General features: G+C 57.1%; 10 protein-coding genes. 5 read left to right on the top strand and 5 right to left on the bottom strand.

Annotated elements, in window-relative coordinates; translation table 11 throughout:
- Window positions 1-119: 119 nt before the first annotated feature.
- Window positions 120-2015, bottom strand: coding sequence for a methyl-accepting chemotaxis protein (locus AC6I8P_RS12655; protein WP_058769488.1), 1896 nt, complete (start codon window positions 2013-2015; stop codon window positions 120-122).
- A gap of 397 nt (window positions 2016-2412) precedes the next feature.
- Here AC6I8P_RS12655 and AC6I8P_RS12660 point away from each other — a divergent pair, with 397 nt between their 5' ends.
- Entirely contained in the window at window positions 2413-3825 is a 1413-nt protein-coding gene (locus AC6I8P_RS12660; RefSeq protein ID WP_125308396.1) for a hypothetical protein, read from the top strand.
- Window positions 3826-3959: 134 nt separating this feature from the next.
- Window positions 3960-4442 carry a hypothetical protein gene (locus AC6I8P_RS12665; protein ID WP_125308394.1) on the top strand — a complete coding sequence of 161 codons (483 nt, stop codon included), beginning with the start codon at window positions 3960-3962 and terminating at the stop codon, window positions 4440-4442.
- A gap of 158 nt (window positions 4443-4600) precedes the next feature.
- On the opposite strand, the gene AC6I8P_RS12670 is transcribed toward AC6I8P_RS12665, so the two are convergent.
- Window positions 4601-5335, bottom strand: a complete 735-nt coding sequence (locus tag AC6I8P_RS12670; protein ID WP_211726277.1) for a sulfite exporter TauE/SafE family protein — start codon at window positions 5333-5335, stop codon at window positions 4601-4603.
- A gap of 100 nt (window positions 5336-5435) precedes the next feature.
- Between AC6I8P_RS12670 and AC6I8P_RS12675 the strand changes: the two genes are divergently transcribed.
- Window positions 5436-6329: a LysR substrate-binding domain-containing protein gene (locus AC6I8P_RS12675; RefSeq protein WP_498030651.1), complete on the top strand. Its 894-nt coding sequence runs from the start codon at window positions 5436-5438 to the stop codon at window positions 6327-6329.
- 51 nt (window positions 6330-6380) lie between these two features.
- Here AC6I8P_RS12675 and AC6I8P_RS12680 read toward each other — a convergent pair whose 3' ends face one another.
- A complete protein-coding gene (locus tag AC6I8P_RS12680) occupies window positions 6381-7490 on the bottom strand; it encodes a suppressor of fused domain protein (protein ID WP_494260291.1) in 1110 nt (369 codons plus the stop codon).
- A gap of 226 nt (window positions 7491-7716) precedes the next feature.
- Here AC6I8P_RS12680 and AC6I8P_RS12685 point away from each other — a divergent pair, with 226 nt between their 5' ends.
- A complete protein-coding gene (locus AC6I8P_RS12685; protein WP_150361787.1) occupies window positions 7717-8010 on the top strand; it encodes a DUF983 domain-containing protein in 294 nt (97 codons plus the stop codon).
- Here AC6I8P_RS12685 and AC6I8P_RS12690 read toward each other — a convergent pair.
- Window positions 8001-8879 (bottom strand): oxygenase MpaB family protein, encoded by an 879-nt coding sequence (locus AC6I8P_RS12690; RefSeq protein WP_211725767.1) that lies wholly within the window; start codon window positions 8877-8879, stop codon window positions 8001-8003. The two genes, AC6I8P_RS12685 and AC6I8P_RS12690, sit on opposite strands and share 10 nt — an antisense overlap.
- Window positions 8880-9060: 181 nt before the next feature.
- Window positions 9061-11358, bottom strand: coding sequence for a beta-glucosidase BglX (gene bglX / locus AC6I8P_RS12695; protein ID WP_031279874.1), 2298 nt, complete (start codon window positions 11356-11358; stop codon window positions 9061-9063).
- A gap of 155 nt (window positions 11359-11513) precedes the next feature.
- On the opposite strand from bglX, the gene dld reads away from it, so the two are divergent.
- Window positions 11514-13223, top strand: a complete 1710-nt coding sequence (gene dld, locus AC6I8P_RS12700) for a D-lactate dehydrogenase (protein WP_125308390.1) — start codon at window positions 11514-11516, stop codon at window positions 13221-13223.
- The last annotated feature ends 56 nt before the right edge of the window (window positions 13224-13279 follow it).

The raw sequence follows: 13279 nt of genomic DNA on the forward strand, positions 1-13279 counted from the left end.
CGTGCGCTGGCGCGATAAGCAGTAAGCTTAGCAGCCAGCAGATAATTCAGCAGAAAAAGGCGGGGAAAAGCGTGACAGCGGCGCAAAAAACGCGCCGCTGTGCTCTCTGACGGAATGAATTACAGTTTGAAGCCGTGCACCACCTGCTCAAGCTGCACGCTCTGCTCCTCCATGGCGCGCGCCGCTGCCGAGACCTGCTCCACCAGCGCCGCGTTCTGCTGGGTGCTGCCGTCGAGCTGGGTAATCGCCACGTTCACCTGTTCGATCCCCATGCTCTGCTCACGGCTGGCGGACATGATTTCGCTCATCAGCGTTGTCACGCTGCTGACGCCCTGCATCAGCTCGTCCATGGTTTGTCCGGCCTGCTCCACCAGCTGGCTGCCGGTGTCGATATTGGCCACCGACTCTTCAATCAGCTTTTTGATTTCGCGCGCGGAGTTGGCGGAACGCTGCGCCAGATTGCGTACCTCCGAAGCCACCACGGCAAACCCGCGACCCTGTTCACCGGCGCGTGCCGCTTCTACCGCCGCGTTGAGCGCCAGAATGTTGGTCTGGAAAGCGATGCTGTCGATGACGCTGATGATATCCACCACCTTACGCGAGGAGTGATGGATTTCACCCATGGTGCTGACCACCTGACGCACCACTTCACTGCCGCGCGCCGCGACCTGAGACGCGCCATCTGCCAGCTGGTTGGCGTGCGTGGCGTTGTCGGCGTTCTGACGCACCGTGCCGGTCAGCTCTTCCATCGACGCGGCGGTTTGCACAATGGAACTCGCCTGCGATTCCGTCCGCGCCGAGAGATCAGCGTTGCCGCTGGCGATTTCGCGTGAAGCTGCGGTAATCGCCAGTGCGCTGTCGCCCACCTGGCGCATCAGCCCTTGCAAATGGGCGATGAACTGGTTGAAGCTTTGCGCCACAGCGTTGAATTCCGGGCTATTGCTGGCTGGCAGACGCTGCGTCAGATCCGCACCACCGGTCGACAGCGCTTCGATGTTTTGATGCAGCAGATTCAGGCGTTTCATCATCGCGCGGACAAAGCCAAGCAGCACCAGCAGCAGCAGAATCGCCAGCGGGATCTGGACCAGGCCGAGACGGGTCAGCATGCTGTGCGTCTGCGCATCCAGCAGCGCTGACGGCACGTCGCTGGCCAGATACCACGGGCTGCCGGGAATGGCCTGCAGGAACAGCGTGTGCTCACCATCTTCTCCGCTGAAGGTGGTTTGCGACGGCTGAGAACCGGCCTGTGCCAGCAGCCCTTTCAGCGCCGCCGCCATTGGCAGCTGGGTATCAGCCAGATTTTCCAGCTTCGGCGTCCCCTCCAGCAGCGCGGCATTGCCGACCACTTTGCCGTCCGCTTCGACAATCAGTACGCGGCCATGAATCGCCTCACCCATCTGCTGCGCCAGCTGGTTGAAAAAGCCGAGCGTGACGTCAATGGTTGAGACGCCCCACACAGTGCCGTTACGGTAAATCGCCATGGCGCAGTTGGTGCGCGGCTGCGGGCTGGCGGCATCCTGATAAGCCTTCGCCCACGCGCACTGGCCTTTTTCTGCGGCCATGCCATCTTTGTACCACGGCTGCTCCCAGTATTTGTCGGCAGCATCGGAGTTCCAGTAGGTGTTGACCTGCAGCTGGTTGCTGGCGTTACGCGCAAAGAACGAGCTGTCTTTCTCTTTCGCCGGATCGCGCCGGTTGGGTAACGGCCAGATACCGCCGCCGAACACGTTGCTGTCCTGATACTGGTTAACCAGCGCCGGCAGCAGCGTATCAATGGCGGCGCTGTCCATCACGCCCGCCGCTTCGGTAATGGCACGCTGCTGCGCCTGCACGCGGTTCATCTGCTCGACGATACGTCCGGCGAGACCATCCACCTCATAGCGCACCAGCCGGCTTTCGTTCTGGCTAAGCTGCGGTGCGATGAACTGGTTAATCACCAGGACGGTGACCAGCATAAGAACAACGAAGAATGCGACTAAAGTCGCGGTAAAACGGGATTGTGTGGTTTTTAACATCGGTGTGCCCTTACCCTGGTGTGGCGAGTTGCCTGATCGAGGTTAACGGCTTGTTACAGAGGAACTTGAGGTGCGCCAGATCACAAAATGGTTAACTGATTGAATAGCGTGATCATAAGAGCGCTTATTGTCACTGGCCTTACCCTGCCCCCTTTCTGACCGCTCTGGTGTTAACTTCCGTGCCAGTCGCTACGCCGGGCTTTCGGCCTTCAGTTCGCCGTCCGGAATCGTCCTGAAAGGGAATATGGCGCAAGCGCTGGTTCCTTTGTGTTGTGCTAACAGCGGACGTACTCGCCCCACGTATAGTGCATTTCTAAGCTGCCCACGCACAGAGCCTAAAAATTTGCTGCAAGATGCCGATACCTGAACTTCTTAATCAATATATGAAGGACCATATATGTACTTCGTACGCTCTTTAATTCGTCCGCTTTCTTTGCTGTCTCTCCTGCCGTTTTCTTGCGTCCAGGCTGCAGATATGCCCGAATTAACAGGTGCCATCACGAATCCCTTTTCCGTTACCCGCATCCACGATCGGGTAAATTTCATGGTGTCGTTAAACTTCAATAACGGAAAAACGGCGCAACAATGGCGGTCGATTGATTGCAAACAGGGCAAAGCACAGCTCCTGTATAAGGATCTGTTAAATGATAAGGGCTTAACCATTGCTCGTTATTACGGTAACAGCTATCTCCGGTACGCGCCTGCACAGGATGATCAGCAAATTACCGCAGACGATATCCACAAGGTGTGCAAACTCCCCATAAAAGAGGCTCGGTGGGAAAAGTTATCAGCCACGTCTGAAATCGGCACCACCAAACTGGTCGATGTGAATAGCATTCAACACACTGGCGACATTTTATCGGTTCGTCTGGGATATGATTACGCAGATATCATCTGGGAACCGCCTTACGATGCGCCGCTGGGATTAAAAACAGAACACTACCTGTACAACTGTAAGACCCATCAGGGTGCTGTAATTGCTGCCATGAATTTCGACAGCGAGGGGCGCGTTACAGATTCACTCATCACTGCTGACCTTGTTCGCCGCAAGAGTAGCTTCAAAATTGATACTCAGATGACACAACGTTTCGATCAGCTCTGCCAGTTACCCGCAGGAAAAAAGTTTACCGCTGAAGGGCATTTTGTGTCCGCTGCGAATAAGCCAGCATCCACATTGATGGGGCCATTAATGCCTGACCTGAGTAAAAATAATTCGCAGTGGCTGGATAAGTATTCTCTTTCTGATGAAATTGAACGGCAGGCACAAGCACTGATTAAACCCTGGGCGCTGCCACGCTTCAAACAAGTCCGTTATACCGAAGTAAGCACGCTCGGTAAGGTTGAAGTGCAATTGGATGCCCAGCCAAATGGTTATGTACGTAAGCTGGAAGATTACGGTATCTGGAAGGTGCAACGTTTGACGCTGGCTAATCAGTTGCAGCTTAAGTTCACCATGTCCATCAGCACAGGCGCATCACTCCTTAATAAGTTGCAGACGGATCTGCGTTTTCCGCTAGTAACGGGTCAACAATATCAGGCGCAATGGGAGAGTATTGACTCCGATAAAAAAATTACGTCTTCAGGGTTACGCTGCAAGGTAACCTCGATGGGAGACGCAAAGAGCATTGCGGATGAATTTAGCGGCAAATATCTCTTAGTCGAGTGTCAGCAAACTGATTCAGGACAAGTGGGTAGCCGTGTCAGACTCGCCTGGCTGCAGGATCTCAATGTGTTCGTGACCGTTGCTATGCAGGTAGGTGATAAGCCGGAAAGCCTGGTGAAACTGGAAAATGTAAGTGTAATACGTTAATCAGCAGACAGGCACACAGCATTTATTATTTATGGTATCTGAAATGAGTGAATTTAAAGATTTTGAGCTTGTAAAGGAATCACTGTTAGAGTTTATTAAAAAAAAAGGAAGTAAAAGCCAGATTTGCCCATGTCGTGGCCAATGAGTACAACGACTGGGAAAAATGGTTTCAAATTGAGTTTGAATATTTCCTTTTGAATGAGAAGGGTTTTCACACCAGAAGGGAGTTGAAGGCGAAATCTGATCAAAGAAGCAAACTCAATCGTTTTTACATGTTTGTCGATTTGATTTTCAGAAAACCTAATACTGCCAAGGATCAGTACATCTACCTTGAATTTAAGCGGGCAATAAAAGCGACAACGTTAGTCAAAGGAATGTTGCACGACATATCCAAAGTGAATTCAATCGTTAAATCACACTACATTGAGACTGAAATTAAGCAGCGTTCATTTTGGTGTGTGGGTTTTTATCACTCTTTCCATAAATTGACGGTTGACCGTGCACAGGAAGAGATCAAGCAATACTCCAAAAGCTTTCACGAACCGGTGTATCTATGCTCGTGCCGGGGCGCATCACATTATGATGAATGCCCAAAAATCGGCGTAGTCATCATCTGACAGGTCTGTTTCCGGCGTACCTGAACCTTGCATAACTGACTCATCACAGCATCGCGCGAAAAGTATTCGTTGCCTATTACAACTATGACTTATCGTTGCGATGCCGATGGGGCTGAACCGCTACGCTTAAATCATTTCAAGGGACATGAAGATTGATTTTATGGTGCTCCTGACCAGGCATTAACGATTAATCCTGCGCCGGAAATAAACAGAATGACGTCTATCAGCACGGCAAATTGTGTGACTGACAGTCTCTGGACTATCACCTTCGTGCTCAGGGTGCCCAGCATAATGCCACTGCCCACTAACACACCGGTGAGCACAACCTGCATTGAGAGCGCCTGCTGGAAGGCGAACGTACTGACCTTGCTGAAATATAACAGCAAGGCACTCGATGCTTCCGTGCCAATAAATGCGCCACGACTCAATCCATAGGCGGTAAAAATCAGCACGCTCACCGGTCCGGTGGAAAGAACCAGTCCGGTCAGAAAACCCACCACGCCACCACAAAGCCCTAACTGCTTTATCGAGAGTGTCCAGTGACTGTTTTTCAGGTTGCGTCTGACCAAAATCATCACCCAGAAAAACAGACCCAGCGCACCATCAATGATCCAGGCGGGTAAAGAAAGCAGCACATGTGCGCCTAACGACGCAGCTGGCACGCCAGGCAGGCTATAGGCCAGAGTGGCGCGCCAGTCGATTTCACGCCACCAGACCGCGATGCGCGAGAGATTCCCCAGGATTGCGGCGATAGCCATGACCGGCATCGCCACTCTGGGGCCGAAATTGCTGACCATCAGCGGCAGCAGCAGTAACGAAGAACCGGTGCCGATGATGCCACTCAGCGCTCCGGAGAGGATCGCGATCAGCGTCACAAAGAGATAATCACCCACTGACTTTCCTCATTTTCAACGGCAAAGCACGCATCTTAATGAGGGCGATTCGATCATAATATCAATAAATATTGCCCACCACTGATACTAAAAGTCACAGATGAAAAAACGTAACCTGCCGCCGTTGAATGCATTGCGGCTGTTCGAAACGGCCGCGCACGCCAACAGCCTGAGTGACGCGGCTGAGGAATTAGGGATGACTCACGGTGCCGTTAGCCGCCAGATCAAAGTGCTTGAAGCGTGGCTGGGGCAACCGTTATTTGAACGCCAGGGACAACGCAGCGTGGCGGCGGAACATGCCCGGGCTTTTGCCGCAGAGATCAGCACCGCTTTTGACATCATCAGCGATGCTGCGGTGCGCTTTGGCAAAACACCCAACACCCGCACGATACGCGTCAATGCGCAAACCACCTTTGCGATGCACTGGTTGATCCCGCGCCTGCCGGCATTCCACCGCCAATATCCTGACATTGAAATCTCGGTATCCACCTCAAACAGTTCGGAGGTGAAAGGGCTATCTGGCTTTGACGTATTGATTCGCCGGGATGCGCTGAACAAACCTGAATGGCGTTACTTTGAGAAGAAAGCGTTATTTGAGGAAAAACTCACCCTGATTGCCGCGCCGAAACTGTTAGCCACAAAAGCGCTGAACACCCCTGCAGACCTGGCGACCCACGTTGTCGTGTTATCCAGTACGCGGTCAGGCGAGTGGGAACGGTGGATGAAGCAGGCTGGCGTCGGCGAGGTGCGTCCGGAACGTTTTCAGCGATTCGAACACAATTATATCAGCCTGCAGGCGATTATTGATGGCGTCGGTGTGGGTATCGGTGGAATACAAATGCTGGGACATGATCTGCAGGGCAACCGGCTTGTCACCCCGTTAGCTATTGAGGCGAAGGGGAGCCGCTACGTGGCGTTAATTGCGCCTGACGTGGACAAATCATCTTCGCTAAACCGCTTTGTCGCATGGCTGGAACGGGAAGCATCCGCTTAATACCCGCCTGGTCGCTGCCAGAGGGGTATATCGGGGCTTATTCGGCAGGCACTACGGTGCGGACTCCACCACTTCCTGGCGCGGACGGAAAACATGATCGCTGCCCTGCGCCAGCAAACGCTGCAGCAGCTGCTGGCCGCCGCGATCGTCCGCCTGGGCAAACAGCCGCTCGGCTTCGGTGATCGGCGTCGCCCACAGCAGATTTGGCCGATCGCCGTCGCGCTTCGGCAGCCGCAGTTGCGCGTTTTCGCCCGCCAGCCCGTTGGCCAGCAGGAAGCTTTCAAAGCCGACCGGCGCGACCTCCGACGCCAGCGTGTGCCCTTCGCCAATCCACGTCAGCCGCGCCCACGGCAGATGAGCAAACTCCGCCAGCGCGCTGGCCATCTGTACCGCGTTGGCCTCGGTCATCACTTCGCCGTCCACCGCCATCGCCAGCTCTACACGCCGGTACTGCGGTGCCAGCTCATCAAACAGGTAATCCACCTGCGGCATCGGCCGGATACTCATGCCGAGCGTGAAGAAATACCACACGCCGTTATGCCAGTGCTGCGAAATCGCCATCGGCGGCCAGTTGCCCTGATCGATGGCGTAATATTTTACCGACTCACCAAACTGCGCCTGGTAACGTTGCAGCAGCTCGCTCTGCACGCGATCCCACTGCTGGCCATCGTGCCAGTCACGCCAGAAATGACGCTGCTGTTCGGCGCGCGCGTAGTAATCGTTGGTGGAGGCTGAACCGAGCGGCGCGGTGAGACGGTTCTCTTTGATGCAGCCCGCCGAGAAGCTGACCTGCTTGTCCTGATACAGGCTCCAGCCGGGGATCACCGCCAGCAGCTGGCCGTAATACCACAGCGCGGCACCGTCGTCGCTGGGCTCCCACAGAATCTGCAGGCCGGCCGGATCGAGCATCGGCTCCGCTTCCAGCGTGCGGCAATAGCTGGCGCTGAGCAGCGGCGCAATACCCTGCTCCATCGCTTCGCGATCTTCCTGCGCCGGTGCCGGCAGCAGATTGCGCAACCAGCAGCCGCGCACGGCGTACTGACTGCGGAACAGGTCGTTCGGCCAGATATAAAAATAGGCGGCACGCGCATCCTGTTCGACGATGGCGGTTAAAGTGTGTTGCTGATTCGGCACCTCAGCAATCAGAGGTTGGTGTGTCATAACGCCTCGACAATGCCTGGAGGGATCCATTTTCCCCGAGAATAGAGCAGGATCGGCACTCGCGCCATGTGACACAAGGGTAAAACTCTCAAAGTGCGCCAGGCCATCGTTCAGCCCGGCTTAAGAATGGCGGGGGCAGCGGCGGCGAAGCTTCAGATTTTTTTGCGATTCTTTTACCGCTTCGCATGCTATTGTCAGCGCACTCTTCTGTTGCGGAGCTGTCGTCATGGTGCTGCAAAGCCTCGATCTCAATCTGCGCGAAATCGTGATTCTCGCCCTGCTGCTGTGGCTGTTTGTCCGCTATACGTGGGTGATGGCAGCCCTGACGCTGATCGTCGCTGCCATCGCGCTGCTGGTGCTGCTGCCGCTGGATATCTACTACACGCTGGTGCCGCTGGCGCTACTGGGCGTTGGCCTGGGCATGCTGCTGCATCACTATCAGCAGCGCCAGCTCCTGCTGAAACGCGAGGCGCGCACGCCGCGCAGCTACACCAGCAAGCAGGATGAATTTCACCTGTAACGCGGATCGCGCCCCATGCGCTGCATGGCACGCGCCCAGGCGCCACGCTGGATTGACCAGCGCAACAGGGCGGCAATCAACGCGATCTGCTTATCAATCCGCCATTGCGCCACTGGCCCGATCGGCTGTTGCATCAGCTGTTGCGCCCAGTCGGGCAGCAGACCACAGCCAGCCCGCAGCATGACGCGCATCGCCGGTTTCGCCTGCCAGCTGGGTGCCGGCGCGTTAAGCAGCAGCTGCATCACTTCGTGAGTGCGCGCATCGTAAACCAGCTCTGCACGCATCGTCTGTAAATAGGCCTCAACCGCCTCTACGCTTTTCGGCACCTGCTGCGCACCAAGCGCTTCCGCCACCCGCGCCGCTTCGGCGTAATAACGATCGCGATCGGCGAGGCTGAGCTGTGGATTTTTGTAGCGCAGATGCGCGGCCAGGAAGCGGCTGGTTTCTGCAACGTGCACCCAGGTGAGCAGATGCGGATCGCTGGCGGCATAAGGTTTGCCGGTGTTATCGATGCCGGTGACGCGCAGATGGATGCGTTTAACCCGCTCAATCAGGGTATGCGCATCAGCGGTGTTGCCGAAGGTGGTGACCGCGATGAACTGACTGGTGCGCCGCAGCCGGCCGAGCATATCCTGGCGGAAACTGGAGTGATCCCACACGCCCGCCAGCGCCGCCGGATGCAGCATCTGTAGCATCAGCGCGCTGATGCCGCCGCACAGCATCGCGGGAAAGTCGCCGTGCACCTGCCAGATGATGTGGTCAGGGCCGAACAGGCCGGGATCGCCCGGCGGTTGAGAGATGTCAAATTCGTTGAGCGACAGGCCGTTAAGGCGAAAGACCTGCTGTTCAATGCGGTGGCGGAGATTCATTTGTTCGTTCTTGCGCTAATGACCTTTCCCTCACCCCAGCCCTCTCCCGCGCGCGGGAGAGGGGGCAGTCCGCTGAAGCTGGCAGGTCAGAGGATAATATCCGCTAAAAGTCGGTTTGATCGGTTCCCTCTCCCGCCGGGAGAGGGTTAGGGTGAGGGAAACCAGGATAACAAACCCTCAATTACAAATAATCGAACTGCGCATCCTGGGTTCTGACCGAATCCAGCCCGATCATCACGTTGAATTTGCCCGGCTCGGCGACGTGCTGCATCTTCTGATTCCAGAACTTCAGCGCATCGACATCAATCTTAAAGCGCACGGTCTGTGACTCGCCGGCCTTCAGCATGATGCGCTGGAAGCCGCGCAGCTCCTGCACCGGACGGCTGATACTGGCAACCGGATCGTTCAGGTACAGCTGCACCACCGTGGCACCATCGCGTTTGCCGGTATTCGTCACCGTCACGCTGGCTTCCACTGTGCCGTTACGCGGCATGGTCGGGGCAGACATCTTCACCGGTGACACGCTGAACTGGGTATAGCTCAAACCGTAACCAAACGGATAGAGCGGACCGTTGACCGCGTCGTAGTAGTGCGAGGTGTACTTGTTCGGCTTCTCGAAATTGTACGGACGGCCGGTTGGCAAATGATTGTAATAAATCGGAATCTGCCCGACCGAGCGCGGGAATGACACCGGCAGTTTGCCTGATGGGTTGTAATCACCGAACAGCACATCGGCGATGGCGTTACCGCCCTCGGTACCGCTGAACCAGGTCTCCAGCATCGCATCCGCCATGCGGTCCTCATTCACCAGCGCCAGCGGACGGCCATTCATCAGCACAATCACCAGCGGTTTCCCGGTGGCTTTCAGGGCCGCCAGCAGCTTCTGCTGGCTCGGCGGGATCACCAGGTCGCTGCGGCTCGACGCTTCATGCGCCATGCCCTGCGCCTCGCCCACGGCCGCCACTACCACGTCCGCTTTTTTCGCCTGTGCGACCGCTTCGTCAATCAGCTGCTGTGGCGAACGGGCATCGACGCTGACCGCCTGCTCATACAGGTTGAGGAAGTTCTGGATACCTTTGTTATCGGAAATATTGGCCCCTTTGGCATACAGCACGGTGCCTTTGCCGGCCATGGCGCTGCGCATGCCCTGCAGCAGCGAGACAGATTGCTTCGCCACGCCCGCAGCCGACCAGCTGCCCATGATATCGCGCTGGCTATCGGCCAGCGGTCCCACCAGCGCCACGGTGGCCTCTTTCTTCAGCGGCAGGGTTTCATGCCAGTTTTTCAGCAGCACCATACTGCGGCGCGCCACGTCGCGCGCTTCCGCCCGGTGCAGGCGGCTTTCCGCATTGGTGTCCTGCGGATCGCTGCCTTTCGGACCGAGATGGCTGTACGGGTCGTTGAACAGGCCCATGTCATATTTAACGTTGAGCACGTGACGGGCCGCATCGTCGATTTCCGCCATGCTCACCGCGCCGCTTTTCACCAGTCCCGGCAGGTATTTGCTGTAATACTCGTCGCTCATACTCATATCGATGCCGGATTTCAGCGCAATGCGCACGGCATCCTGCGGATCGCTGGCGACGCCGTGTTTGATTAACTCTTTGATGGCACCGTGATCGCTGATGGTGATGCCTTTGAATTTCCAGTCGTTGCGCAGAATATCTTTCAGCAGCCAGCTGTCGGCGGTGGCCGGGGTGCCGTTCAGCGAGTTGAGCGCCACCATCACGCCGCCGCTGCCGGCATCCAGCGAAGCTTTATACGGCGGCAGATAATCCTGGAACAGGCGCTGCGGGCTCATATCGACGGTGTTGTAATCACGACCGCCCTCTACTGCGCCATAAGCTGCAAAGTGCTTAACGCTGGTCATGATGGCGTAGCGGTCGGCGGCGCTCTTGCCCTGCATGGCTTTGACCATCGCACTGCCCATCTGCGACGTGAGATAGGTATCCTCGCCAAACCCTTCAGAGCCGCGGCCCCAGCGCGGTTCGCGCGAGACATCCACCATCGGCGCCCAGGTCATGTTGAGGCCGTCGTCTGCCGCTTCATAGGCTGAAATGCGTCCCACTTCGCTAACGGCTTGCAGATCCCAGCTGGCGGCGAGGCCAAGCGGAATCGGAAAAATAGTGCGCTGGCCGTGCACCACGTCATAGGCAAAGAACAGCGGCACCTTCAGGCGGCTGAGCTGCATGACCTGATCCTGCATGGCGCGGATATCCGGACGCGTTACCGTATTGAAAATCGCCCCGACCTGGCCGTGCTGAATCATGTCGCGAATCGCCTCTTTCGGCGTATCCGGACCGACGCTGATCAGACGCATCTGCCCGATCTTTTCATCCAGCGTCATTTTGCTCAGCAGCTGATTAACAAAGGCGTCGCGCGCCTGTTCCGTCATTGGATGGGGGCCGAACAGGTCGTCCGCAAACGCGGGTTGCACGGCAAGGGAAACAGCGAGGCTAACAGAGTAAATCCATTTCATCAGGTCGGGTTCTCTTAAGTAACTGCGCAATATCGAAATAACCGGGGCAGTGTGCCACAAGATGAGGATAGCAGGTAGCCGCCATTGTCACACTGCGCCCCCGTGGCCGACGCGTGCTACAGTAGAAACGCCACGTTAACGACAAGGATAGGCTAATGAATAACAACACCTCACACCCTGCCCTGCTGTCCGAGCTGCGCCGTCTGGTCGGCGCATCGCAGCTGCTGACCGACGCGGAGCAGACCGCGCGCTATCGTAAGGGTTTCCGTTCCGGCGAGGGCGATGCGCTGGCGGTGGTTTTCCCCGGCTCGCTGCTGGAGCTATGGCGCGTGCTGCAGGCGCTGGTTCAGGCCGATGCCATCGTGCTGATGCAGGCCGCCAATACCGGTCTGACCGAAGGTTCAACGCCCAACGGCAACGATTACGATCGCCCGGTGGTGATCATCAGTACCCTGCGTCTCGACAAACTGCAGCTGATCGACGGCGGCAGGCAGATTCTCGCCTTCCCCGGCAGCACGCTGTATCAGCTGGAGAAAACCCTTAAACCGCTGGGGCGCGAGCCGCACTCGGTGATTGGCTCCTCGTGCATCGGCGCCTCGGTGCTGGGCGGCATCTGCAATAACTCCGGCGGCTCGCTGATCAAACGCGGCCCGGCCTACAGCGAAATGGCGCTGTTTGCGCAGGTGGACGCCGACGGCAAGCTCCGGCTGGTCAACCATCTGGGCATCGACCTCGGTCATTCGCCGGAAGAGATTCTCGGCCGGCTGGACGATGAGCGCTGGCAGCCGGATGACGTGCGCTGGGATGCGCGTCACGCGTCCGACCACGAATACGCCGAGCGGGTGCGGGACATTCACGCCGATACGCCGGCGCGTTTCAATGCCGACCAGCGGCGCCTGTTTGAAGCGTCAGGCTGCGCCGGCAAACTGGCGGTGTTTGCCGTGCGGCTCGACACCTTCCCCACCGAGCCGAAGCAGCAGGTGTTTTACATTGGCACCAACGACCCGGCGACGCTCGGCGAGCTGCGTCGCCACATGCTGGCGGAATTTACCCATTTACCGGTCGCCGGTGAGTACATGCACCGCGATATTTTCGACATCGCCGAGGTCTACGGCAAAGACACCTTTGTGATGATTGATAAACTCGGCACCGATAAGATGCCGCTGTTTTTCACCCTCAAAGGCCGGATTGATGCCTGGCTTAGCAAGCTGAGCTTCGTTAAGCCGCACCTGACCGATCGCCTGCTGCAACGCATCAGCCGCTGGTTCCCGGCACACCTGCCGAAGCGCCTGAAGCAGTATCGTGACAAATACGAGCATCACCTGATGCTGAAGATGTCCGGCGACGGCGTGGCCGAAGCGCAGGCGTATCTGCAGGAGTATTTCCGCGAAGGCGGCGGTGAGTTCTTTGCCTGCGACGCCAAGGAGGGCGCGCACGCCTTTCTGCATCGTTTTGCCGCAGCCGGTGCCGCCGTGCGCTATCACGCGGTGCACGCTGACGAAGTGGAGGATATTCTGGCGCTGGACATTGCGCTGCGCCGCAACGATCAGGAGTGGTTTGAGCGCCTGCCGCCGGAGTTTGATAACGATCTGATTCATCGCCTTTACTACGGCCACTTCTTCTGCCACGTGTTCCATCAGGATTACATTGTGAAGAAAGGCGTAGATGCCCATGCGCTGAAGGAGAAGATGCTGGCGATCCTCGCGGCGCGCGGCGCGGAGTATCCGGCAGAGCATAACGTTGGCCATCTGTATGCGGCCAAACCGCAGCTGCAGGCGTTTTACCGCCAGCTCGATCCGACCAATACCTTTAACCCGGGCATCGGGAAAACCAGTAAGCAAAAAGGCTGGGCGGTGAAAGCCTGAGTCAGATCTGCCGGACCCGTAGCGGCGCGATTTATCGCGCGGGTTTGCTGCATCAG

The organism is gamma proteobacterium symbiont of Lampromicra miyakona (assembly GCF_059730895.1).

Excerpts from the sequence above, each read along its gene's own strand:
- AC6I8P_RS12655 (WP_058769488.1), bottom strand. The coding sequence starts at position 2,015 with ATGTTAAAAACCACACAATCCCGTTTTACCGCGACTTTAGTCGCATTC.
- AC6I8P_RS12660 (WP_125308396.1), top strand. The coding sequence starts at position 2,413 with ATGTACTTCGTACGCTCTTTAATTCGTCCGCTTTCTTTGCTGTCTCTC.
- AC6I8P_RS12675 (WP_498030651.1), top strand. The coding sequence starts at position 5,436 with ATGAAAAAACGTAACCTGCCGCCGTTGAATGCATTGCGGCTGTTCGAA.
- AC6I8P_RS12680 (WP_494260291.1), bottom strand. The coding sequence starts at position 7,490 with ATGACACACCAACCTCTGATTGCTGAGGTGCCGAATCAGCAACACACT.
- AC6I8P_RS12685 (WP_150361787.1), top strand. The coding sequence starts at position 7,717 with ATGGTGCTGCAAAGCCTCGATCTCAATCTGCGCGAAATCGTGATTCTC.
- AC6I8P_RS12690 (WP_211725767.1), bottom strand. The coding sequence starts at position 8,879 with ATGAATCTCCGCCACCGCATTGAACAGCAGGTCTTTCGCCTTAACGGC.
- bglX (WP_031279874.1), bottom strand. The coding sequence starts at position 11,358 with ATGAAATGGATTTACTCTGTTAGCCTCGCTGTTTCCCTTGCCGTGCAA.
- dld (WP_125308390.1), top strand. The coding sequence starts at position 11,514 with ATGAATAACAACACCTCACACCCTGCCCTGCTGTCCGAGCTGCGCCGT.